Source organism: Amycolatopsis sp. NPDC004368 (assembly GCF_053602515.1).
Genome location: NZ_JBSGDT010000011.1, coordinates 182774 through 203412, shown reverse-complemented (window position 1 = coordinate 203412; position 20639 = coordinate 182774). Strand labels below are relative to the sequence as shown.

The 20639-nt window shown below is 70.8% G+C and carries 25 protein-coding genes; 14 read left to right on the top strand and 11 right to left on the bottom strand.

The window, feature by feature from the left end; all coding sequences use genetic code 11:
* The first annotated feature begins 273 nt into the window (after positions 1-273).
* Positions 274-1110, top strand: coding sequence for an alpha/beta hydrolase (locus tag ACWEOE_RS18640; RefSeq protein ID WP_452010474.1), 837 nt, complete (start codon positions 274-276; stop codon positions 1108-1110).
* Here the strand turns inward: ACWEOE_RS18640 and ACWEOE_RS18635 are convergent.
* The 3 genes from ACWEOE_RS18635 to ACWEOE_RS18625 form a co-directional block, all read right to left on the bottom strand.
* Positions 1097-1552: a DUF2269 family protein gene (locus ACWEOE_RS18635; protein ID WP_452010472.1), complete on the bottom strand. Its 456-nt coding sequence runs from the start codon at positions 1550-1552 to the stop codon at positions 1097-1099. The genes ACWEOE_RS18640 and ACWEOE_RS18635 overlap by 14 nt on opposite strands.
* Positions 1553-1576: 24 nt before the next feature.
* Positions 1577-2323 (bottom strand): GNAT family N-acetyltransferase, encoded by a 747-nt coding sequence (locus tag ACWEOE_RS18630; RefSeq protein WP_452010469.1) that lies wholly within the window; start codon positions 2321-2323, stop codon positions 1577-1579.
* A gap of 83 nt (positions 2324-2406) precedes the next feature.
* Positions 2407-2886 (bottom strand): SRPBCC family protein, encoded by a 480-nt coding sequence (locus tag ACWEOE_RS18625; protein ID WP_452010468.1) that lies wholly within the window; start codon positions 2884-2886, stop codon positions 2407-2409.
* A 104-nt stretch (positions 2887-2990) separates the two neighbouring features.
* Between ACWEOE_RS18625 and ACWEOE_RS18620 the strand changes: the two genes are divergently transcribed.
* Positions 2991-3713, top strand: a complete 723-nt coding sequence (locus ACWEOE_RS18620) for a VOC family protein (protein WP_452010465.1) — start codon at positions 2991-2993, stop codon at positions 3711-3713.
* Here ACWEOE_RS18620 and ACWEOE_RS18615 read toward each other — a convergent pair.
* The gene (locus tag ACWEOE_RS18615; RefSeq protein ID WP_452010463.1) at positions 3691-4635 is read right to left on the bottom strand and encodes a LysR family transcriptional regulator; all 945 of its coding nucleotides are present in this window, start codon (positions 4633-4635) and stop codon (positions 3691-3693) included. The two genes, ACWEOE_RS18620 and ACWEOE_RS18615, sit on opposite strands and share 23 nt — an antisense overlap.
* Before the next feature lie 149 nt (positions 4636-4784).
* On the opposite strand from ACWEOE_RS18615, the gene ACWEOE_RS18610 reads away from it, so the two are divergent.
* On the top strand, positions 4785-5267 hold the full coding sequence (locus ACWEOE_RS18610) for a GNAT family N-acetyltransferase (protein WP_452010460.1): 483 nt from the start codon (positions 4785-4787) through the stop codon (positions 5265-5267).
* 4 nt (positions 5268-5271) lie between these two features.
* Here ACWEOE_RS18610 and ACWEOE_RS18605 read toward each other — a convergent pair whose 3' ends face one another.
* The 3 genes from ACWEOE_RS18605 to ACWEOE_RS18595 form a co-directional block, all read right to left on the bottom strand.
* The gene (locus tag ACWEOE_RS18605) at positions 5272-5673 is read right to left on the bottom strand and encodes a hypothetical protein (RefSeq protein WP_452010458.1); all 402 of its coding nucleotides are present in this window, start codon (positions 5671-5673) and stop codon (positions 5272-5274) included.
* Positions 5674-5882: 209 nt separating this feature from the next.
* Positions 5883-6668, bottom strand: a complete 786-nt coding sequence (locus tag ACWEOE_RS18600; protein WP_452010456.1) for an NADP-dependent oxidoreductase — start codon at positions 6666-6668, stop codon at positions 5883-5885.
* Positions 6669-6797: 129 nt separating this feature from the next.
* Positions 6798-7247 carry a nuclear transport factor 2 family protein gene (locus ACWEOE_RS18595; protein WP_452010453.1) on the bottom strand — a complete coding sequence of 150 codons (450 nt, stop codon included), beginning with the start codon at positions 7245-7247 and terminating at the stop codon, positions 6798-6800.
* 97 nt (positions 7248-7344) lie between these two features.
* Between ACWEOE_RS18595 and ACWEOE_RS18590 the strand changes: the two genes are divergently transcribed.
* The 8 genes from ACWEOE_RS18590 (at position 7345) to ACWEOE_RS18555 (ending at position 15004) form a co-directional block, all read left to right on the top strand.
* Positions 7345-8172, top strand: coding sequence for a LysR family transcriptional regulator (locus tag ACWEOE_RS18590; protein WP_452010451.1), 828 nt, complete (start codon positions 7345-7347; stop codon positions 8170-8172).
* A 104-nt stretch (positions 8173-8276) separates the two neighbouring features.
* A complete protein-coding gene (locus ACWEOE_RS18585; protein ID WP_452010448.1) occupies positions 8277-8963 on the top strand; it encodes a FadR/GntR family transcriptional regulator in 687 nt (228 codons plus the stop codon).
* A complete protein-coding gene (locus ACWEOE_RS18580; protein ID WP_452010445.1) occupies positions 8960-9805 on the top strand; it encodes a creatininase family protein in 846 nt (281 codons plus the stop codon). Before ACWEOE_RS18585 ends, ACWEOE_RS18580 begins: the two co-directional genes overlap by 4 nt.
* Positions 9802-10656, top strand: a complete 855-nt coding sequence (locus ACWEOE_RS18575; protein ID WP_452010443.1) for an ABC transporter substrate-binding protein — start codon at positions 9802-9804, stop codon at positions 10654-10656. Before ACWEOE_RS18580 ends, ACWEOE_RS18575 begins: the two co-directional genes overlap by 4 nt.
* Positions 10657-10668: 12 nt before the next feature.
* On the top strand, positions 10669-11424 hold the full coding sequence (locus ACWEOE_RS18570) for an amino acid ABC transporter permease (protein WP_452010440.1): 756 nt from the start codon (positions 10669-10671) through the stop codon (positions 11422-11424).
* Positions 11421-12200, top strand: coding sequence for an amino acid ABC transporter ATP-binding protein (locus ACWEOE_RS18565; protein ID WP_452010437.1), 780 nt, complete (start codon positions 11421-11423; stop codon positions 12198-12200). The genes ACWEOE_RS18570 and ACWEOE_RS18565 overlap by 4 nt, the downstream gene beginning before the upstream one ends.
* The gene (locus tag ACWEOE_RS18560) at positions 12201-13169 is read left to right on the top strand and encodes an alpha/beta hydrolase family esterase (RefSeq protein ID WP_452010434.1); all 969 of its coding nucleotides are present in this window, start codon (positions 12201-12203) and stop codon (positions 13167-13169) included.
* A gap of 134 nt (positions 13170-13303) precedes the next feature.
* Positions 13304-15004 carry a peptidase dimerization domain-containing protein gene (locus ACWEOE_RS18555; RefSeq protein WP_452010431.1) on the top strand — a complete coding sequence of 567 codons (1701 nt, stop codon included), beginning with the start codon at positions 13304-13306 and terminating at the stop codon, positions 15002-15004.
* Positions 15005-15172: 168 nt separating this feature from the next.
* Here the strand turns inward: ACWEOE_RS18555 and ACWEOE_RS18550 are convergent, their stop codons facing one another.
* On the bottom strand, positions 15173-15625 hold the full coding sequence (locus ACWEOE_RS18550) for an Lrp/AsnC family transcriptional regulator (RefSeq protein ID WP_452010429.1): 453 nt from the start codon (positions 15623-15625) through the stop codon (positions 15173-15175).
* A 148-nt stretch (positions 15626-15773) separates the two neighbouring features.
* Between ACWEOE_RS18550 and pdhA the strand changes: the two genes are divergently transcribed.
* Genes pdhA through ACWEOE_RS18535 form a run of 3 tightly spaced genes read left to right on the top strand, consistent with a single transcriptional unit; the run spans position 15774 to position 19167 of the window.
* Positions 15774-16877: a pyruvate dehydrogenase (acetyl-transferring) E1 component subunit alpha gene (gene pdhA / locus ACWEOE_RS18545; protein ID WP_452010426.1), complete on the top strand. Its 1104-nt coding sequence runs from the start codon at positions 15774-15776 to the stop codon at positions 16875-16877.
* Positions 16874-17920 carry an alpha-ketoacid dehydrogenase subunit beta gene (locus ACWEOE_RS18540; RefSeq protein ID WP_452010423.1) on the top strand — a complete coding sequence of 349 codons (1047 nt, stop codon included), beginning with the start codon at positions 16874-16876 and terminating at the stop codon, positions 17918-17920. The genes pdhA and ACWEOE_RS18540 overlap by 4 nt, the downstream gene beginning before the upstream one ends.
* Positions 17920-19167 (top strand): dihydrolipoamide acetyltransferase family protein, encoded by a 1248-nt coding sequence (locus ACWEOE_RS18535; RefSeq protein ID WP_452010420.1) that lies wholly within the window; start codon positions 17920-17922, stop codon positions 19165-19167. The genes ACWEOE_RS18540 and ACWEOE_RS18535 overlap by 1 nt, the downstream gene beginning before the upstream one ends.
* 55 nt (positions 19168-19222) lie before the next feature.
* Here the strand turns inward: ACWEOE_RS18535 and ACWEOE_RS18530 are convergent, their stop codons facing one another.
* The 3 genes from ACWEOE_RS18530 to ACWEOE_RS18520 all read right to left on the bottom strand — a co-directional run bounded on the left by ACWEOE_RS18530 (position 19223) and on the right by ACWEOE_RS18520 (position 20452).
* Positions 19223-19678 carry a hypothetical protein gene (locus tag ACWEOE_RS18530; protein ID WP_452010418.1) on the bottom strand — a complete coding sequence of 152 codons (456 nt, stop codon included), beginning with the start codon at positions 19676-19678 and terminating at the stop codon, positions 19223-19225.
* Positions 19675-20178: a MarR family winged helix-turn-helix transcriptional regulator gene (locus ACWEOE_RS18525; RefSeq protein ID WP_452010415.1), complete on the bottom strand. Its 504-nt coding sequence runs from the start codon at positions 20176-20178 to the stop codon at positions 19675-19677. The genes ACWEOE_RS18530 and ACWEOE_RS18525 overlap by 4 nt, the downstream gene beginning before the upstream one ends.
* 64 nt (positions 20179-20242) lie before the next feature.
* Positions 20243-20452, bottom strand: coding sequence for a TOBE domain-containing protein (locus ACWEOE_RS18520; RefSeq protein WP_452010412.1), 210 nt, complete (start codon positions 20450-20452; stop codon positions 20243-20245).
* Positions 20453-20639 lie beyond the last annotated feature (187 nt).

Sequence of the window (20639 nt, the reverse complement as noted above, 5' to 3'; positions counted from 1 at the left end):
CGGACTACGCCACATGACCCGCAACCCCACCCGAGCCCTCACCCTGCTCGGCATCCACCCCTAAACACCACAACGACTTTGCCGGAACCCTGCCCGAGGAGGGCGGGGGCCCTGCTCAACCGGGGCCCTGCTCAACCGGGGCCCTGCTCAACCGGGCCCTGCTCAACCGGGGCCCTGCTCAACCGGGCCCTGCTCAACCGGGCCCTGCTCAACCGGGCCCTGCTCAACCGAGGTCGGAGCGAGCTCGCGGCGAGGTCGGGCAAAATCGCCGACATGGCCCCCACCTTCGTCCTCATCCACGGTTCCAACGCCACCAGCCGCTGTTTCTCCGCGCTCCAGCGCGAACTCGCCCTGCGCGGTCACCGCTCCCTCGCCGTCGACCTGCCCGGGCACGGGGCGGCGGGGTTCTCGGTGGCGTACCAAGCGCAGGACCTGGCGACATTCGCCACGGAGCCGTCGCCGCTCAATGGGGTCACGCACGCCGACGCGGTGGCGTCCGTGACAGATGTCGTGCGGCGAGTGCGGGAGCACGGCCCGGTGATACTCGTCGGCCACAGTCGTGGGGGGCTGACGGTGACCAGTGTCGCCAACGCGGTGCCGGAGTTGCTGGAGAGAACCGTGTACGTGTCGGCGTGGTGTTGCGTCGACGGGACGCCCGCGGACTACTCGCGGAACCCGGCGTACGCGTCGCCAGCGTTGGCGGAGGCGGCGAAGGTGCTGGCGGGCGATCCCGCTCAGCTCGGGGTGGTGCGCATGAACTGGCGCTCCGCCGACCCGGCCCACCTCGCCGCGCTCAAGAGGGCGTTGCTCGCCGACGGGACGGACGCCGAGTTGCTGTCGTTCCTCGCCGGGATGGACCCCGACGAGACCCTCGACGCCGGAAATGATCGGGTCGTGGCGGAAGCGTGGGGACGGGTGGCGCACACCTACGTGCGGCTCACGCGGGACGAAAGCCTGCCGCTCGCGTTGCAGGATCGGTTCATCGAGGAGGCCGACGCTCTCACGCCGGCCAATCCGTTCGACGTACACTCACTCGACGCGAGCCACCTCGGCCCGCTGGTGCGGGCGGGCGAGCTCGCGGAAGTACTGGCGGGCCTCACACGCCGGTAGACGAGCCCGGCCGCACGATCATCAGCACCGTGACCACGGCCCACAGCAGGTTGAACACCCCCGTCGTCATGGCCAGCCGCCCGGCGAGGCGGGTGTCGACGGCAACCGGCCCATCGGGCACAGCGGACACAGAATCCGCCAACGCCGCCCGCTGACCCGGAAGCACGAACGCCACCAGCACCACCGCCGCCACCGCCGTCAGGGCGATCGAGACGAGCACCCACGTCTGCCCGGTCACCTTCATCGTCCCGGCCACGGCGAAGCCGAACACCGGCACGGCGATCGACACCCAGGCGTACACGCGGCAAATCCGGTGCAGCAGAGCGAGCGTCGAGCGATCACCCCGCTTCAGCGCGGCGGGGAACATGCTGGCGGCCACGGCCACGGGCCCGACGGCGAGGATCGCCGCGAGCACGTGGATCGAGAGGAAGACTTTGCTCACGGACCTGACGCTAGCCCTCGCGTTTCACCGCCCGGAACCGGCTGGATCGCCGTGTTCCACCGGATTCCCGCCAGTCGTCGGAAACGGCTGCTCCGCGGGTGACTGCACGTCGAGGAACACCAGCTTGCGGGTCAGCCTGAAGCCGAGGTGCTCGTAGAGCCGGATCGCGCCGACGTTCGCCTCCGCGGTGTGCAGGAACGGCACGTCGCCCCGTGCGCGGATGCCGGCGCCGACCGCGCGGATCAGCCGCGCCGCCAGGCCCTGGCCCTGGAACGCCGGGTCCGTGCAGACGGCGCTGATCTCCGTCCAGCCGGGCGGGTGGAACCGCTCGCCGGCCATCGCGACGAGGGCGCCGGCGCGGCGGATGCCGAGGTAGGTGCCGAGTGAGAGGGTGCGCGGCAGGAACGGGCCGGGCCGGGTGCGGGCGACGAGGTCGAGCATCTCGGGCACGTCGGCTTCAGTGAGGCGCACGGCTTCCTCGTCGGGAGCCACCGTCAGGCCGCTGCCTTCGAGCTGCACGCCCGGGATCGCCCGCGCCTCCGGCCAGCCCTCGGGCGGGGAATCGGTCGCGCCGGCGATCACGGCCGTGCCGCCGGGCCCGACGAGGTCGGCGATGTCGTGCCAGACGTTGCCGTCCGGCCGATCCGGCAGGGCGACGAACGGCGCCACGTCCGCGGGAAACCGCAGCACCTGGCCCTTCTGCTCGGCCAGGTGCGCCTGTGGCCCGGTCAGCGCTGCCCACGCCGGGTTGTCGAGGGGCGACGAGCTCATGCTGCCTGCCATTTCGTAGTAGGGGCGACACTCCAGAATGCGTTGGCAGCCGGTGGTTGTGCCACTGGTTTCCACCTGCTGGATCACGCCCGCAACGCCTCGAACCGCTCCTTCAGCGCCGGGTAGTAGTCGCCGAACGACGGGCGCGCCGTGTCGTCCCGCGCGGCCACCAGCAGGTCGAGGTAGTACTCCCAGCCGGGACCGATCTCGCCGATGCCGTCGGTGCCGGTCAGGTGGTGCACCAGCCGCAGCTCGGTGCCATCCTCCACTTCGGACACCAGCAGCTCGATCGGCCACCCGCCCGCGTCCTCGGTGCCCAGCAACGCCAGCCGTCGCGGCGCCTCGCACGCCTCGATCCGCATGGTGGTCCACGGCTTGCCGTCCTCGAACGCCAGCTGCACCTGGATCGTCTTGCCGGGCCTGCCTTCGCCTTCCCACGGCCCGAACCACAGCGCCGTGCGATGCGGCCGCGTCACGTCGGCCCACACGTCCTCGGGTGTCGCCGCGAACGTGCGGCGCAGCACGAGATCCACCCCGCCGTCGGTCCGCACCAGCTCGGCCATCGGGCACCCCTTCCGTCGCGGACCACCACAATAACCGGACAATTCCGGCCGAAAACTGACCTGATGGGGTTCTACGGTCGAGAGCACCGTCGAAAGGAAACCCGATGAGCACCGTCGACACGAACCAGCCCCTGGGCACGCCGACGTGGATCGACCTGGCCGTGCCCGACCTCCGCCGCGCGCGGGCCTTCTACGGCGCCGTCTTCGGCTGGACCTTCGACGGCGGTGACTGCCTCCTACGCGGTCTCCCCGTCGCCGGCCTCCACCAGAATCCCGGCGCCGGCTGGGACGTGTACCTAGCGACGGACGACTGCACCGCCACCGCCGCCGCCGTCACCGCCGCCGGGGGCACGGTCGTGCGCGAACCACACGACGTCTCCGACCGTGGCCGCGCCGCCGTCGCCGTGGACCCGTCGGGCGCGCGGTTCGGCCTGTGGCAAGGCCGCGCGTTCCCCGGCGCCCGCCTCGTCAACGAGCCCGACGCCCTCGTGCGAAACGACCTCGTCACCCCGGCGGGACCCGTCGCGCGTGAGTTCTACCGCACCGTTTTCGGCTTCACCCTCGACGGCAACGCCGACCTGCCCGACGCCGACTTCACCTTCCTGCGCCGTCCCGACGGCCACGAGATCGGCGGCGTCTTCGCCCTCGCCGACGCCCCCGCCTCGGCCTGGGCCACGACGTTCGAAGTCGCGAACGCCGACACCTCGGCCCGCAAAGTGCGCGACGCCGGCGGCGAAGTCGCTTCCGTCGAGGCCACCCCGTATGGCCGGATGGTGCTCGCGAACGATCCGTTCGGCACCGAGTTCACGATGATCGCGCGCCCGTGACCAGCTCGCGCCGCACGTGCCCCGGCACCCACATCGGCTCGGCCGGGGTCGTCCACCCCCGCCGCACGAACGCGACCAGCTCCGCCAGCCCGCGATGACCGGTCCCCCGGCGCCACACCAGTGACCACGGGTAACACAGCACGGGATCAACCACCGGAATGCGCTGCAGGTCGTGCCGTTCGGGCCACGCGATGCGGATCTTTTCGCCGACGAACGTGAGCAGCGTGCGCGACTCCGCCAGCGTGTCGAGCAATGCCTCCAGCCCGAAGTTCGGCCCCGTGGGGTCGACGTCCACCCCGAACTCCGCCGACAGCTCGGCGTAGAACCCTTCCCACTCACTGCCCCGCCGGATGCCCGGCACCCACGCCCGGTACTTGGCCACCTCGACCGGCCGCACCTCCCGCCGCCCCGCCAGCGGGTGCCCCGGCCCGACCACGATCTGCAACGGTTCGAGGTACGCGTACTCGTGCGTCAGGTCCGCCGGCGGCTCGCGCAGGTACGTGAACCCGGCGTCGACCGCGCCCGCGCAAAGCTCGCGCAGCGTCTCGGCGGCGCCGCTGGACGTGAGCATCTCCATCGGCACCTCGCGGTGCTCCCGGTGGAACTCCCGGAACAGCTCGGCCGCCGCCAGCCGCCGCCCGAGCACGTCGACGCGCAACGGCCGCGTCTCCGGCCGCACCGACTCCACGGCCTCGGCCACGGCTGCGAGCACGGCCTTCGCGCGCGGCAGGAACGTCCGCCCGTCCACGGTCAGCGCCGCCCCCGCAGTCACCCGCTCGAACAGCACCACACCCAGCTCGCCCTCCAGCCCCGCCACCCGCTTCGACACGGCCTGCTGGCTGATCCCCAGCCGCCCGGCCGCAAGCCGGAACTGCCCCTCCTCCGCGACCGCGACGAACGCGCGGAGTGCCTCGAAGTTCATGCCCTCCAGTGTCGCCGAGCTCCCGTCACCACTCGGGCAGCAGGTAACACCCACGCGCGCCATCCTGCCCGGACCCCGGCCACGAACCGGCTTCCGCGATGCCGACAAGTCGATTGCGCCCCGACCCCCACGGCCGCTAGACAGGCACCGTGAACCCACCGCCGGACACCCGCCTCCTCGAAGCCACCACCGACGACGCCGCCGAGCTGCTCGTGCTGCAGCGGTGCTGCTGGGTCCAGGAAGCCCTGCTCAACAACACCCTCGAGATCCCCGCTCTGCACGAGACCCTCGGCGAGGTCCGCGAAGGCATCACGACGTGGCGGGTGTGGGTCGTGCGCCAGGGCCCGCGGTTGGTGGGCTCCGTGCGGGCACGGGAGGAGGACGGCGCTTGGGAGATCGGCCGCCTGATGGTCGCGCCGGACCTCGCCGGCCGTGGTCTGGGGAGGCGGCTGCTGGCGCACGCGGAGAGCCAGGCTCCGTCGACCGCGGCGCGTTTCGAGCTGTTCACCGGCGCCGCGAGCAAGCGCAACATCACGATGTACGAACGCGCGGGCTACGCGGTCACCGAACAGACCGGCCCGGTCGACAGCCACATCTGCCACGCCGTCTTCTTGGTCAAGCCCCGCACCTGAACGCTCACCCCGTGTGCAGGTGCGCCGCCAGCCGGATCCGCAGCCCGCGGACGTCGGCCAGCGCCACCGCGAACGTCTCGGCCGGCCGGTGCCCCGCGGTGTTGTTCCACCGCCCGCACGGGCCGGTCACGTAGGTGAAGCCGTTGCGCGTCAGCGGAACCGACCAGATCTGCTCGCTGCCCCGGCCCGCCCCGGACCGGCGGGCGTGCCAGAACTGCGACGTCGCCATCACCTCGCCGAGCGCGCCGACGAACGCGGGCACGCCGTCGTCGGGCAGCCCCAGCCCCCGCCCGGCCCAGACCCGCGGCAGGTCCGGTTCACCCTCACCGGGCCGCAGGGTGCGCCCGAAGATCACCTCGGTGTCCCCGACGTGGACGCTCCAGCCCGGCGCCGTGATGCGCAACATGGTTCGACTCGCTTCCTGAGTACCGGCGCCGAGTGAACCACGCCCGCACCGAACCCGACTGAGCGATCATCATCCGGTTTTCCTGCCGGAGCAAGGGTTTCCCGCGGAGGACGGCGGCGAAATCCACCCGGCGGGGTGAACACTGTCACCGGCTCGGCGCGTCGGACCCCGATTCGGAGAGTGCTCCGGTTCACCCCGAAGGCCGCGGATCACGGCACCAGGACGACCTTCCCGGGCGCGTGTCCCCCGGCCGGCAACCGCTGCGCCTCGGCCGCCTCCGCCAGCGGGAACGTCCGCGCCACCAGCACCGACCACGTGCCAGCCGCGGCCAGCTCGGCCACGGTTGCGAGGTCACGCTGGTCGAGCCGGGCGAACACCGGGATCGTGCCCGGAAAGGTGAATTCCACAATGGACGCCACCCGGGCACCGGAACGAGCCGAGTCCGAAGTAGACGAAAGCGTGCCCCGCCCGGCGGTGTCCAGCACCGCGTCGACACCTTCGGGTGCCAGCTCGCGAACCCGGGCCGCCGACCCCGGGCCGTACGAAACCGGCAGCACCCCCAGCGAACGCAGGTACGCGTGGTTGGCCGCCGAAGCCGTCCCGATCACCCGCACCCCACCCGACACCGCGATCGGCACCGCGAGAGAACCGACCCCGCCGGCCGCCGCGTGCACCAGCAAGGTTTCCCCCGGCGAAAACGACAGCGCCCGCACGGCCTGCAACGCCGTCAGCGCACCCAGCGGCAATGCGGCCGCCGATTCCCACGACAGCCCGGAAGGCTTGTGCGCCAACGTCCGGACATCAGCGGCCACCTTCTCCGCGTACCCGCCGTTGCGGTGGGCGACGTCCCCGCGGACGTACCCGATCACCTCGTCGCCGGCCGCGAACTCGGTCGCGGCGGGACCCGCGCGCTCCACGACCCCGGCGATGTCCCACCCCGGCACGGCCGGGAAGTACGTCTCCAACCGCGTCCGCCAGTGCTCCCGCCTGCACACCGAGGTCCGCGGGGTTCACGGCCGCCGCCTTCACACGCACGAGCACCCCGTCGGTGTTCACCTTCGGGTCGGGCAGGTCCACGACCTCGAGCACCTCCGGACCGCCGAAGCGCCGGTGCACCACGGCTTTCACGACCGCATCCCCACCGGGAGCAGGTCGTTGAGCACGCCGTGGCGCGAGATCCGCCACTCGCCGTCCACGAGCCGCAGCTCGGTCTCGTAGTAGCCCGTTTCCGCCGGCCGCACCATCGGCTCCGGCAAGGCCCGCACCTCGAACATCACGAACTGCGCCGAAAGGCGGGCGCGGTTGCCGGAAACCTCGATCAGGTGGTCGGCCGTCACGTGGTGGCTCGTGCCGCCTTCCGGGTGCGGCGCCATGAAGTTCTCCACCGCGTAGCGCACGCCCGCGCCGCCGATCAGCGGTTCGCCGAGCTGCTCGTAGGAATCAGGTCCGGTGGGGATGTGGAGGCGCACCTCAGCGTCGTCGGTGAACAGGGCGCCCTGCACGGCGCCGTCACGGCGGTCGGTCGCACGGACGTGGCGGGCCAGGACTTCCTGGACCGCGCGTTCGGAACTCATGGCTTTGAGTCTTTTCTCTGGCGGGACGAACTCCAGCCAACTCCCGCGTGACCTGCGAAACGATGACCGACCGGCGGTCGATCATTACCCCGGAGGTATGGATCGCCTGGAGACGCGCGAGCTCGCCTACTTCGTCGCGGTGGCCGAGGAGCTGCACTTCGCCCGCGCGGCCGAGCGGCTCGGCATCGCGGGGCCTCCGCTGTCGCGCGCGATCGCCCGGCTCGAACGGCGGCTGGGGGTGCGGCTGTTCGACCGCACGAGCCGCCGCGTCTCCCTCACCGAGGCCGGCGAGGTGTTCCTCGCCGAGAGCCGCGTGGCGCTGGCCGCCGTGGACACGGCCGTGCGCCGGGTGCAGCGGGCCGCCCGGCCGGCGCGGCTCGTGGTCGCCGTGCGCTCGGGCACCGGCGCGGGACTGCTGTCCGACGTGCTCGAGACCTACGCCCGCCGGCCCGCCGCCGCGCCGATCGAGCTGCTGTTCACCAACGACCAAACCCAAGCCCTGCGCGAAGGTTCGGCGGACGTCGCGCTCTTCTGCGCGTCCGCCGACGCCACCGGGCTTGCGACCACGGAGCCGGCCGTCGAGTCACCCGTGGCACTGCTGCCGATCTCCCACCCGCTGGCGGCGCGCGCGGCCGTGCCGATCGAGGAACTGCGCCGGATCGACGCCTACCGCGAGTCGTGCCCGCCGGTTTCGCTCGACGAGATCGTCGACCGCGTGGCCCTCGGCGAGCTCGTGGTGGTCGTGGGCCACAGCGCCACCAGCCGCGTCGGCGACGCCGTGGTCGCCGTGCCGGTCGTGGGCCAGGCCGGCACCACGCTCGTGCTCGGCCGAGCCGCCGGCCGGCCGACGCCGGACCTCAAGGCGTTCGAACTCGCGGCCAAGTACGCTGCCGTGCGCCGTCTCGCCACCGCCGGCGCCGCGTAGCCCCAGAAACGCTCTGACCTGCACTTATCTCCGTTCTACACAAAATCCTTGACTTCAAATTGAGCAAGTGATTTAGTCAATTCACTCGCAGAACGGAGTCACCGATGACCGAAGCGCACCCGAAGCCGGGGCTGTCCGAGCAGCTCGTGGAGGGGCTGCTGGAGCTGATCGCCGACGAGCGACTGGCGCCGGGCGACAGCCTGCCGACCGTGCGGGTGCTGGCCGAGCGGTTCTCCGTGACCACCCCGACGATCCGGGAAGCGCTGCGCCGTCTGCAGACCACCGACGCGGTGCGCATGCGCCACGGCTCGGGCATCTACGTGGGCGACGGGATCCACCGCACGCTGATGCCGAACCCCAACTCCGCGCCGATGAAGGACGAGCTGATCCTGCAGCTCGTCGACGCCAGGCTCACGATCGAACCCGGCATCGCGGCGCTGACCGCGACCAACCGCAGCGAGGAAAGCCTGCAGCGCCTGGAACTCGCGCTCGACACGGCCAAGCGCGACAAGACCGACCACCGGCCGCACCTGAACTTCCACCGCGAGCTCGCGGGCGGCTCGGGCAACCAGGTGCTGTTCGAGGTCGTCGACTCGCTGCTGGCCGCGCGCGGCCGGGAGCAGAAAGCCCTGCGTGCCCTCATCGAGGACCGCCGGCGCGACTACGAGGAGCACCTCGCCATCTTCGAGGCCGTGCGCGCCGGCGACGCCGCCGCGGCGGAGGAACACACCCGCCACCACCTCGACCAGCTCCGCACCGAAGTGGCCCGCCAGCTGGGGCGGGCCGAATGACCCGGAAAGACACCATGCCGATCGCACCACGTTCCCACCGTCTCGCCGACCTGACCTGGCCCGAGATCGACGACCTGCGCCCCCACGCCCCCGTGGCGATCGTGCCGCTCGGCGCCACCGAGCAGCACGGCCACGGGCTCGCGCAGCGCACCGACACCACCCGCGCCGAGGTCGTCGCCGACCTCGTCGCGAAAGAGCTTTCGCCGAAGGTCGTGGTGACGCCGGTGATCCCCGTCGGGGTCTCCGAGCACCACATGGCCTTCCCCGGCACGCTCACGCTCTCGCCGATCACGCTGCAGCAGGTGATCGTGGAGCTCGTCACGAGCCTGCACCGCCACGGCTGGCGCAAGGTCTACGTGCTCACCGGCCACGGCGGCAACAACGCGACCGTCGAGGTCGCCGTCACGCGGCTGCGCACCGACCTGCCCGACCTGCACATCGCGTGGAGTGGCATCACCCCCGTGGTCTCGGACCTCGTGGCGAAGCTGTCCGAGAGCCGCATCGGGGGCCACTCCAGCGAAATCGAGACCTCGCAGGCGATGTTCGCCGACCCGGACCTCGTGCTGCCCGAGCGCCTCACCCCCGGCAGCTCCACCTTCGACGACCTCGACCAGGCGGGCAAGCTCAGCCGCTCACGGCCGGGGATCCACTTTCCACAGTCCTATCACGACCTGAGCAAGACCGGAACGCTCGGCGACGCCACGAAGTCGTCCGTCGAAATCGGTGCTCGGCTGGTGGAAGCCACCGTCGAGCGCATCAGCGGCTTCCTGCAGGAGTTCCTCGACCTGCCGGAACGCCAGTCCGCCCCCACCCTCACCCGCATTCCCCAGGAGACGCCATGACCGCCCCGACCCGACGCCGTCTCGGAGTGGCCACCCTCGTGCTCGCGGCCGGCCTCACGCTGACCGCCTGCGGTGGCAGCGACGACCAGGCAGCCAACGCCCTCGGCACCGCCACCCCCGGCAAGGTCCACTTCGCCTTCCGCTCCGACGACAAGCCGACCTCGTTCATCGACGGTGGCAAGCCCGCCGGCTTCCTCATCGAGCTCACGCAGGCGATGGCGGCGAAGATGAACGTGACCACCGACTACACGGCGACCGACTTCGCGAGCATGCTGCCCAACATCCGCAACCACAAGTACGACTCCGCCGCGTTCGGCACGCTCGTCACGCCGCCGCGCCAGGAGGTCACCGACTTCACCACCGCGGTGAACTACGGGCAGGCCCAGCTGATCTCGCGCAAGAGCGCGCCACTGGCCACTGTGGACGCCTCGGGCGGCAAGACCATCGCCATCACCCGCGGCAGCGAGCTGATCCCGCTGGTGAAGAAGCGCGTGCCGACCGTGACGGTGAAGGAGTTCCCGAACATCGCGGCCAGCTCCAACGCGCTCACGGCCGGCCAGGTCGACGGCCTGTTCACCGGCGTCGCCACCACCAACGACCTGCTCGAGAAGCACCCGGACTACCAGGCGTCCCCGCCCATCACCAGCGGCATGACGGCGTTCCCCGTCGCCAAGGACAAGCCCGAGCTGAAGAAAGCGCTCGACGACGCGCTGAAGGCCGTGATCGCGGACGGCACGTACACGAAGCTGTTCGACAAGTGGAACCCCAAGGGCGTCGCGATCCCGGCCGACATGCTCAAGGCCTACCCCGGCATGCAGCAACGCCCCGGCGTGACCGCTGACGGGTCCTGAAAGGACAGTTCCATGGACGGTCTGAAACAAATCTGGGACACCTTCTTCGACCTCGACCTCATCGGCAGCACGCTCCCCACGCTGCTGAAGGAGGGTTTGCTGAACACGCTGTTCCTCACGGTGCTCGCGAGCGCGATCGGCCTCGTGGTCGGGATCTTCCTCGCCAGCGGCCTCATGTCGCGCTTCCGGATCCTGCGCCTGCCGTGCCGCTGGTACGTCGACATCCTGCGCGGCCTGCCCCACATCCTGAGCATCTACCTCATCGGCCAGGGCCTGCCGCTGGCCGGGCTCACGATGTTCGGCAACTGGACGTACGGCTACGCGGCGCTCGCGATCGGGCTCATGGAAGGCGCTTACATGGCGGAGATCTTCCGCTCGGGCTTCCAGAGCGTGGACAAGGGCATCGTGGAGGCGTCGCGCAGCCTGGGCATGTCGCACACGAAGACCATGCGGCTCATCGTGATCCCCATCGGCTTCCGGCGCGTGCTGCCGGCGCTCACCGGCCAGTTCATCCTGGTCATCAAGAGCACCGCGCTCGTCTACCTGCTGGGCCTGGCCGCCGGGCAGCGCGAGATGTTCGCGATCGCGCAGGACACGTCCACCAACAACGCTTCGCTGTCGCCGCTGGTCGCCGCGGGTCTGTTCTACCTCGCGATCACCGTGCCGCTCACCTACGTGGTGAACAAGTGGGACAAGCGGATGCGCGAAGGCCGGCCCGCCGCGGCGAGTTCGCCCAAGGCCGTGCGGACCGAGGAGGCACTGGTATGACGCAGGCGAGCACCGCGACCGGAACCGCGAGGATGACCGAAACCACCGGCACGACCGTCCGCTACGAACACATCGACAAGAGCTTCGGCAACACCCCCGTGCTGCACGACATCGTGCTCGAAGCACCCGGCGGCACCACCACGTGCATCATCGGCCCGTCGGGTTCGGGCAAGTCGACGCTGCTGCGCTGCACCAACCTGCTGGAGATCCCGTCGGCCGGGCGGATCTTCATCGGTGACGAGGCCATCACCGACAAGGGCGCCGACGTCGACCGCATCCGCACCCGCGTCGGCATGGTGTTCCAGAACTTCCACCTGTTCCCGCACCACTCGGTGCTCGACAACGTGACGCTCGCTCAACAGCAGGTGCTGGGCGTGTCGCGCGACGAAGCCGTGGAGACCGCCCGGGCGAACCTCGCGGCAGTCGGGCTGTCGGCCTACGAGAGCCGCCGGCCGTCGCAGCTCTCGGGCGGACAACAGCAGCGCGTGGCCATCGCGCGGTCGCTGGCCATGAACCCCGAGGTGATGTTGTTCGACGAAGCGACGTCCGCACTCGACCCCGAGCTCGTGAAAGGCGTGCTCGCCGTGATGCGCGACCTGGCATCGCGGGGCATGACGATGATCGTGGTCACGCACGAGATGCGTTTCGCCCGCGAGGTCGCCGAGCAGGTCGTGTTCCTCGACCACGGACGGCTCGTGGAAGCCGCCCACCCCACCGAGTTCTTCGAGTCCCCCCGCAGTGACCGGCTCCGGTCCTTCCTCGACGAGGTGCTCTGAATGAGATTCGCCAAGCTCGCCGCTGTCGCCGCGCTTGCGCTCACCGCCACGGCGGTGGTGCCCCAGACGGCATCCGCGACCCCGTCCGCGCGCAACTACCCCCAGGCCTCGATGGGCTGCACCGCGCAATCGACCGATCTGCCGCTCGGGCAGACGGTCACGCAGACCATCACCTCCGGCGGGATGTCCCGCGACTACCTGATCCACCTGCCCGCGAACTACCAGCCCGGTCACGCGAAGCCAGTGGTCATGGCGTTCCACGGCCGCAAGGGCGACGGCAGCGACATCGAGGAGTTCTCCGGCATCGACGGCCTCGACACCATCGCCGTCTACCCGGTGGGCGCCAAGGGCCTCGACGACCAGCGCGCATGGCAGAGCGCCCCGTACGCCGCCGCCGGTGTCGACGACGTCCGCTTCGTCAGCGACCTGCTCGACCACCTGCAGTCGACGCTGTGCGTGGACCCGCTGCGCATCTTCGCCACCGGCAAGTCCAACGGCGCCGGTTTCGTGTCGCTGCTGGCCTGTCAGCTGCCGATGCGCATCGCCGCCTTCGCCACGATCGCCGGCGCCTTCTACCCGGGCACCACGGTGGGCTGCTCGTCGAGCGTGCCCGCCCCGATCGTCGACTTCCACGGCACGGCCGACCCGACCATCGAGTACAACGGCGGCACCAGCCACAGCGAGCCCATCCCCTACCTCATGGACTGGGCCCAGAACTGGGCGAACCACAACCACTGCGCCGCGGCGCCGGTCCAGACCCCGATCGGCTCCGACGTAATCCAGTTCTCGTGGCAGAACTGCCTCGTCAACGCCTCCGTCACCCACTACCGCATCCTCGGCGCGGGCCACACCTGGCCCGGCGAGCTCGTGGACAGCGGCCCGGGCTCGGCGACGCAGACGGTGAAGGCACAGGAAGTGATCTGGAACTTCTTCACCAGCCACACGCTGGGTTCCGGTTTGGTCCACTGAGCTACTCCCGATGTCCGGTCGGGCGCCCAAGTGCGCCCGGCCGGACGTTTCTTTTGTCCGGACCATTGCCGGCGGGCCGCCGCACCCGGTCAGATCTCCCCAGACGCGTTTTCCGTTCAGGGGAGGGAAGTTCCGTGGGTTCGGACTACCAGATGAAGCGCCGCCGGGTGCTGCAGGCGTTCGGCGCGACGGGGGCCGCGACGCTGGCCGCCATGTACACCGCCGATCCGGTACTCGGTGCGACGCTGGGGTACGACGAGAAGATCGGTGTCGACCCGGCCACCTACACCGCGCCGACGGGACTGGCGCAGGACAGCCCGGGCAAGACCACCGCGTTGAACTGGCTGCGGGACAACGAGAGTGTGGTGACCGGGCTGTCGGACAAGGTCTGGGCGCACGCCGAGCTGTCGCTGCGCGGGTGGAACTCCGCGCTCGACTCGGCGGATCTGCTCAAGCGCAACGGCTTCACGATCGAGTGGGGCGCCGGCGGCTTCCCGGCGGCGTTCGTGGCGACCTACGGCTCCGGCAAGCCGGTGATCGGGTTCAACGCCGAATTCGACGCACTACCAGGGCTTTCACAGAAAACCGGCGTCTCGAAGCACGATCCGCTCGTGTACAACTACGACGCCTACGGCCCCACCTACGGCGCCGGCCACGGCGACGCGCACAACACCCTCGGCGCCGGCTCGATCGGGGCCGCCATCGCCGTGAGCAAAGCCATGCAGCAGAACGGCCTTTCCGCCACGCTCAAGGTGTTCGGCGCGAGTGGTGAGGAACAGCTCGTCGGCAAGACCTACAGCGCGAAGGCCGGCCTGTACGAAGGCCTCGACGCCTACTGCGACTGGCACCCGTTCACCTCGACGCTCGCCAGCTGGACCACCACTTCGGCCCTGATGTCGGCCACGTTCACCTTCCTCGGCGCGGCCGGCCACGGCGCGACACCGCTGGGCAACAAGAGCGGCCTCGACGGCGCGCTGCTCATGGCGACGATGAGCGAGTACCTGCGCGAGAAGAACGTTGCGCCGTCCGGCCGCTTCCACTACGCGATCATCAACGGCGGCGGCGCCCCCAACGTGACGCCGGACATGTGCTCGATCTGGTTCTTCGTGCGCGAGGGCAGCCCGGCCCGCGCCCAGGTGCTCTACGACAAGATCGTGGCGTGCGCCAACGCCGCGGCGCAGGCCAGCCAGACGAAGCTGGTGCACAAGTTCCACGCCGGCACGTGGAACTCACTGGGCAACAAGGTCGCGGCCGAGCTGCTCAACGACAACATGGTCAAGATCGGCGCGCCCGTGTTCACCGATGCCGACCAGGACCTGGCCAAGGCATTGCAACGGTCCCTGGGCAAGCCGGAGATCGGGATGCCCACCACGCTCGTCCCGCTGACGGCCCCCGACCCGACGTACCTGGGCGGGCCGTCCACGGACACCGCCGACGTCAGCTGGCTGGCCCCGAAGGTCACGGCACTCATCGCGACCTTCCCGGCGGGCGTGCCCAACCACAACTGGGCGGTCACGGCCACCGCGGCCACCAACATCGGCCACCAGGCGGCGCTGTCGGCCTCGCGCTACCTCGCCGCGACGACCGTGGACCTCATCACGCAACCCGATCTGCTCAAACGGATCCAGGACGAGTTCGCCGACCGCACCCGCGACGCCGGTTGGCAGAGCATGATCCCCGACGGCAACCAGCCGCCGATCTACGAGCCGCCCGCGGACTTCCTCGCGAAGACCGGCCAGAAGTTCCCGCCCCCGGGGATCACGTGGCCGGTCCCGGAAGTCGTGGCGGCCGAACAACTCGGCACCACCGGCCCCGCCCTACCGCCGCAGTTCTGAAACCACGCGTCGCAGTTCACCCACCAGCTCCCACGCCGCCACTAACAAATGCGGCAAGGTCGGTAACCCACCAGCGAGATCGCCGGCTCAAAGGCGATCTAGCACGCCCTGCCGAAGGCGGGCAGACACCACAGCGATCTCGCACGCCCCGGCGGAGCCGGGGCCATGTCACAGTTCGTCGAACACCAGCACGGTGTGCGTGGAGAGCACGTCGAACATGTTCTGCAGCCGTTCGAAGACCAGGTCGCGCAGGCTGTCGGCGTCGCGCGTGCGCACGAAGAGGATCAAATCATTGTCCCCCGAGACGAGGCCGCCGTGTTCGATCTCGGGAATGGTCTTGAGGTCCGCGCTCACGGTGCGCCACGAGTTCTGCGTGACCTTGAGGTACACGTAGGCCGCGAGCCCCTGGCCCAGCCGCCGCGGGTCGGTCACGGCGGCGTAGCCCGTGATCACGCCCTCGCGGTGCAGCCGCTCCACCCGCGTGTAGCAGCCCGCGCGCGAGATGTGCACGCGTTCGGCCAGCGCGCGCATCGACGCGCGGCCGTCGGCCTTCAGCTCGGCGATCAGCTTGAGGTCGACCTCGTCGAGCGCGGCCGCCATTCGTCCACCCGGCTCGGACATCCCCGCACCTCTCGTAGCCATTCATCCGGCTCGGATCGAGCTCGGCTGCCATTGTTCCACACTTGACCTCGATGTCTGGATCTCTGATCGGCGGAGAGCGAAGATCGGCGTTAGACGTCTTTCCCGTCCCCGCCGATCGGAGCTGCCGGTGACCACCACGGAACGCACCGCCGCGTCGTTCTTCCTGCCGAGCGACGAGCCCCTGGGCCTCATCACTTCCGACGGCACGCTCGCCGCGGGCGCGACGCTGCCGATGCCGGCCGACGACGTGCTGCTGCGCCTCTACGGCGCGATGGTGTCGGGCCGCCGCTTCGACACGCAGGCCACCGCGCTCACCAAGCAGGGCCGTCTCGCCGTGCACCCGTCGGCGCGCGGGCAGGAGGCCGCGGAGATCGGCTCGATCCTCGCGCTGCGCCCGCAGGACTGGCTCTTCCCGACCTACCGCGACTCGATGGCCGTGGTCGCCCGCGGCGTCGACCCGGTCGAGGTCCTCACGCTGCTGCGCGGCGACTGGCACTGCGGTTACGACCCGTACCGCGCCAACGTCGCGCCGCAGTGCACGCCGCTGGCCACGAACACGCTGCACGCCGTCGGGTTCGCGCATGCCGCCAAGGCCAAGGGCGAGGACACCGTGGCCCTCGTGCTGCTCGGCGACGGCGCCACCAGCGAAGGCGACACCCACGAGGCGCTGAACTTCGCGGCCGTGTGGCAGGCGCCAGTGGTGTTCCTGGTGCAGAACAACGGGTACGCCATCAGCGTCCCCCTCTCGAAGCAAACGGCGGCGCCTTCGCTCGCGCACAAGGGTGTGGGGTACGGCATGCCGTCGGAGCTGGTCGACGGCAACGACGCGGCCGCCGTGCACGCCGTGGTGGAGCGGGCCGTCGCGCGGGCCGCCGCGGGTGGTGGCCCGACGTTGATCGAGGCCCTCACCTACCGCGTCGAGTCGCACACCAACGCCGACGACGCCAGCCGCTACCGCGACCGCGCCGAGGTGGAGGCCTGGCTCACGCGCGACCCGATCGCGCGCCTCGAGCGGCACCTCACCGACCGCGGCCTGCTCGACGACGCCACGCGCGAGGACATCGCCGCGCGTGCTGAGGCCGAGGCGGCGGCGCTGCGCGAGCGCATGAACGTCGACACCGTGCTCGACCCGGCCGACCTGTTCCGCCACGTGTACGCCGAGCCGACGGCCGCGTTGCGCCGGCAAGCCCAGGACCTCAGTGCCGAACTCGCCGCCGGAGCACAAGAATGACCGCCACCCTCGCGTCCACCCAGTCCATTGAGGACGCCTCCGCCACCGTGACGATGGCCGGCGCGCTCAACCGCGCCCTGGCCGACGCGCTGGCCGAGGACGAGCGCGTGCTCGTGTTCGGTGAGGACGTCGGCACGCTCGGCGGTGTCTTCCGCGTCACCGACGGCCTCGCCGCCCGCTTCGGCGAGGCCCGCGTGTTCGATACGCCGCTGGCGGAGTCGGGCATCGTCGGCACGGCCATCGGCATGGCGATGAACGGCCTGCGTCCCGTGGTGGAGATGCAGTTCGACGCGTTCGCCTACCCCGCGTTCGAGCAGATCACCAGCCACCTGGCCAAGCTGCGCAACCGCACGCGCGGCGCGGTCGAGCTGCCCATCGTGATCCGGATCCCCTACGGCGGCGGCATCGGCGGCGTCGAGCACCACTGCGACTCGTCCGAGGTCTACTACACGCACACCGCCGGCCTGCGCGTCGTCACGCCGGCCACGCCGGCCGACGCGTATGCGCTGCTGCGCCAGGCTATCGACTGCCCCGACCCGGTGATCTTCCTCGAACCCAAGCGGCGTTACTGGGAGAAGGAACCGGCGCGGCTCGACCACCGTTCGTCCACTCTGGACCGCGCGCTCGTGCGGCGCGAGGGCACCGACGTCACGCTGATCTCCTACGGCGGCGCCCTCGGCACCACCCTCGAGGCCGCCGCGGCGGCGCACGAAGAGGGTTATCGCGCCGAGGTGATCGACCTGCGCAGCCTCGCGCCGTTCGACCTGGACACGGTGGCCGCGTCGGTGCGCCGCACCGGGCGCGCGGTCGTGGTGCACGAGGCGAGCCGGTTCTGCGGCTACGGCGCGGAAGTCGCGGCCCAGCTCTCGGAGACCTGCTTCCACTACCTGGAAGCCCCCGTGTTGCGCGTGGGCGGGTTCGACATCCCTTATCCCGCCCCGAACCTGGAGCAGCACCACCTGCCGAGCGTCGACCGTGTGCTCGACGCGATCGAGCGGCTGCAGTGGGACGACGCGGCCCCGCTTTCGGACGGAGGTGCGTGATGGCCGTGTTCAAGCTGCCCGACCTGGGCGAGGGCCTGACCGAGGCCGAGATCGTCGCGTGGCACGTGGCGGAAGGCGACACGGTGACCGTCGACCAGGCGGTGGTCGAGGTCGAGACGGCCAAGGCGAGCGTCGAGGTGCCGGTGCCGTTCGCGGGCCGCGTCGCGACGCTGCACGGTGCGGCCGGAGACGTGCTGATCGTCGGCAGCCCGCTGATCACGGTGGAAGAGGCGCCGGCCTTCGTCGAACCGGGTGTGGTGACGCCCACGCCTGAAGCGACCGAGGGCAGCGGCAACGTGCTCATCGGCTACGGCACCGGCGCGGCTCAGGCCCGCCGGACCCGCCGCGGCCGCGGCACGAGGCGGCCGGCCTCCGTACCCGCGCCGACGCCCCGGTCCGCCGACGATCGCGTGCGCGTGGTGTCGCCGCTGGTGCGGCAGCTGGCGCAGAAGTCCGGTGTGGACATCCACGCGCTCACCGGTTCGGGCACCGACGGGATCATCAGCCGGGCCGACGTCGAGCGCGCCATCGCCGCCGCCGCCACTCCCGCGTCGTCCGGCGACGAGCGGCGCGTCCCCTTGCGAGGCGTCCGCAAAACCGTTGCCGACAAGCTCGCCCGCTCGCGCCGGGAAATCCCCGAGGCGACCGTGTGGGTCGACGTCGACGCCACGGCCCTGCTCGATACCCGCGCCGCCCTCAACGCCGACGCGAACGCGCCGAAGATCAGCCTGCTCGCGTTGCTGGCGAAGTTCACCGTCGAGGGCCTGCGCCGCTTCCCCGAGCTCAACGCGCACCTCGACGGCGACGAGCTGGTGATTCCGTCGGCGGTACACCTCGGCTTCGCCGCGCAGACCGACCGCGGGCTCGTGGTCCCCGTCGTGCCGGACGCCCACGAGCTGTCGATCGAGCAGCTGTCCGGCGCGGTGGCCGAACGCACCGAGCGGGCCCGCTCCGGTGCGCTGGCCCCCGCCGAGCTCACCGGCGGCACCTTCACGATCAACAACTACGGTGTGTTCGGCGTCGACGGCTCCGCCGCCATCATCAACCACCCCGAGGTCGCGATCCTCGGCATCGGGCGGATCATCGACCGGCCGTGGATCGTCGACGGCCAGGTAGTGCCGCGCAAGATCACCGAGCTCACCCTGGCCTTCGACCACCGCGCCTGCGACGGCGGCACCGCCGGCGGCTTCCTGCGATTCGTGGCCGACTGCGTGGAGTCGCCACTGCGGCTGTTGCGCGGCTTGTAGTCCACGGTGGATCTGATGTCCTGGCTGTCGGCGATCCCGGCGGCCAGGACGACCGTCACTTCCGCGCGTGCGCGAAGAACACCCTGACCGGCACGGGCGCCCACAGCAGGACCACCGTGGCGACCTGCACCGCGCCGACCACCGGGATGACCGCGTGGAACATCGCCGAGGACGACCAAGACACCACGCTGAACACCAGGCTCAACGGCTGCGAGACGGTGACCAGCCGGCGCGCCCACGCCCGGCCGCGGGCCAGCGGCCACACCGGCAGCAGGCACAGCACCAGCAGCACCGCGTGGAACACAGCGGCCGACGCGAGCGCGATCCCGGCCGACCGCCCGACTTCCGCCGCTGGGAACTCCGGGTGCGCCGCCGCGATCTCGGCGCGCAATCCGGATTCCCGAGCCCACATCACCAGCGGCACCACCGCGTGACTCACCGCGACGACACCCAGCAACACCCGGACGGCCTGGACCGCACCGGGCACCCGGCTGCGCGCGATGGTGGTCATGACTGATCCCCCTCATGTGCCGCCCGTCGTTTCCTCCGCCACCGCGGGCCCTCACCGCCCTGAGCCGCCGACGCGGCCTCTCCGCCCTTCGCCCACGCCTCGTTGAGCCGCGTGATCAGCTCGCGCGCCTTCGCCACGTCTTCATCCGGCCAGTCGGCGATCACGTCCGCGAACACCGCAACCCCCGCGGCCACCGTCGCCTCCGCATCGGCTCGTCCGCTTTCCGTCTGCCGCACCAGGAACGTCCGCGAATCCACCGGATCCGGCTCGACCTCGACCTGCCCGGCCCCCTCCAGCGCCGCCAGGTGCCGGCTCGTCGCCGACGCCGTGAGACCCAGCTCGGCCGCGATCACGCTCGGGCGCACCGGCCCCCGTGCGGCGACCGTGCCCAGCACACGCACGCGGGTCAGGTCGAGGTGGCGCGAGATGCGGCGGTGACCCTCGTCGATGAGCTCCATGACCGCCCTGGCCAGCTCCACGCGATCATTTCGTTGCGGCATGAAACGATATTACCAGGAAAAGGGCCCGGACCCCCACGTCAGCGGGTCCGGGCCGGGACTCAGCTCACTCGACGCCGAGCATGACCTCGGTCGACTTGACCAGCGCGGTCACCGGCTTGCCGACTTCGAGCTCCAGCTCCTCCGCCGCGTCCTTGGTGATCGAGGCGACCACCGACTGGCCCCCGTCGAGCTGCACGGTCACCACGGTCATGACGGCGCCGGGCTTCACGTCCGACACGGTGCCGGCGAGCTGGTTACGGGTTGACAGGCGCATGTGGACAGTCCTTTGTGCGGTGTGCGGAAGTACGGCAACGCCGCCACGCTAACCCTTTTCCGCCGCGTCCGCTGCCACGCCGATCAACAGCGAAACCGACCTGCGGCACCGGTCATTCCCCTGGCACCGCACCTGCACCTCCAGCGAACCCGAGGAGCAGCACCCGCGCGTCCCGGTGATTTTCACC

What these genes read in the sequence shown, in the direction of transcription:
- ACWEOE_RS18625 (WP_452010468.1), bottom strand. Translation starts at nt 2,886, where the DNA reads ATGGCCGAGCTGGTGCGGACCGACGGCGGGGTGGATCTCGTGCTGCGC.
- ACWEOE_RS18580 (WP_452010445.1), top strand. Translation starts at nt 8,960, where the DNA reads ATGACCCGGAAAGACACCATGCCGATCGCACCACGTTCCCACCGTCTC.
- ACWEOE_RS18520 (WP_452010412.1), bottom strand. Translation starts at nt 20,452, where the DNA reads ATGCGCCTGTCAACCCGTAACCAGCTCGCCGGCACCGTGTCGGACGTG.
- ACWEOE_RS18640 (WP_452010474.1), top strand. Translation starts at nt 274, where the DNA reads ATGGCCCCCACCTTCGTCCTCATCCACGGTTCCAACGCCACCAGCCGC.
- ACWEOE_RS18530 (WP_452010418.1), bottom strand. Translation starts at nt 19,678, where the DNA reads ATGACCACCATCGCGCGCAGCCGGGTGCCCGGTGCGGTCCAGGCCGTC.
- ACWEOE_RS18570 (WP_452010440.1), top strand. Translation starts at nt 10,669, where the DNA reads ATGGACGGTCTGAAACAAATCTGGGACACCTTCTTCGACCTCGACCTC.
- ACWEOE_RS18605 (WP_452010458.1), bottom strand. Translation starts at nt 5,673, where the DNA reads ATGTTGCGCATCACGGCGCCGGGCTGGAGCGTCCACGTCGGGGACACC.
- ACWEOE_RS18535 (WP_452010420.1), top strand. Translation starts at nt 17,920, where the DNA reads ATGGCCGTGTTCAAGCTGCCCGACCTGGGCGAGGGCCTGACCGAGGCC.
- ACWEOE_RS18620 (WP_452010465.1), top strand. Translation starts at nt 2,991, where the DNA reads ATGAGCACCGTCGACACGAACCAGCCCCTGGGCACGCCGACGTGGATC.
- ACWEOE_RS18560 (WP_452010434.1), top strand. Translation starts at nt 12,201, where the DNA reads ATGAGATTCGCCAAGCTCGCCGCTGTCGCCGCGCTTGCGCTCACCGCC.
- ACWEOE_RS18540 (WP_452010423.1), top strand. Translation starts at nt 16,874, where the DNA reads ATGACCGCCACCCTCGCGTCCACCCAGTCCATTGAGGACGCCTCCGCC.
- ACWEOE_RS18565 (WP_452010437.1), top strand. Translation starts at nt 11,421, where the DNA reads ATGACGCAGGCGAGCACCGCGACCGGAACCGCGAGGATGACCGAAACC.
- ACWEOE_RS18550 (WP_452010429.1), bottom strand. Translation starts at nt 15,625, where the DNA reads ATGTCCGAGCCGGGTGGACGAATGGCGGCCGCGCTCGACGAGGTCGAC.
- ACWEOE_RS18575 (WP_452010443.1), top strand. Translation starts at nt 9,802, where the DNA reads ATGACCGCCCCGACCCGACGCCGTCTCGGAGTGGCCACCCTCGTGCTC.
- ACWEOE_RS18595 (WP_452010453.1), bottom strand. Translation starts at nt 7,247, where the DNA reads ATGAGTTCCGAACGCGCGGTCCAGGAAGTCCTGGCCCGCCACGTCCGT.
- ACWEOE_RS18590 (WP_452010451.1), top strand. Translation starts at nt 7,345, where the DNA reads ATGGATCGCCTGGAGACGCGCGAGCTCGCCTACTTCGTCGCGGTGGCC.
- ACWEOE_RS18525 (WP_452010415.1), bottom strand. Translation starts at nt 20,178, where the DNA reads ATGCCGCAACGAAATGATCGCGTGGAGCTGGCCAGGGCGGTCATGGAG.
- ACWEOE_RS18615 (WP_452010463.1), bottom strand. Translation starts at nt 4,635, where the DNA reads ATGAACTTCGAGGCACTCCGCGCGTTCGTCGCGGTCGCGGAGGAGGGG.
- ACWEOE_RS18630 (WP_452010469.1), bottom strand. Translation starts at nt 2,323, where the DNA reads ATGAGCTCGTCGCCCCTCGACAACCCGGCGTGGGCAGCGCTGACCGGG.
- ACWEOE_RS18585 (WP_452010448.1), top strand. Translation starts at nt 8,277, where the DNA reads ATGACCGAAGCGCACCCGAAGCCGGGGCTGTCCGAGCAGCTCGTGGAG.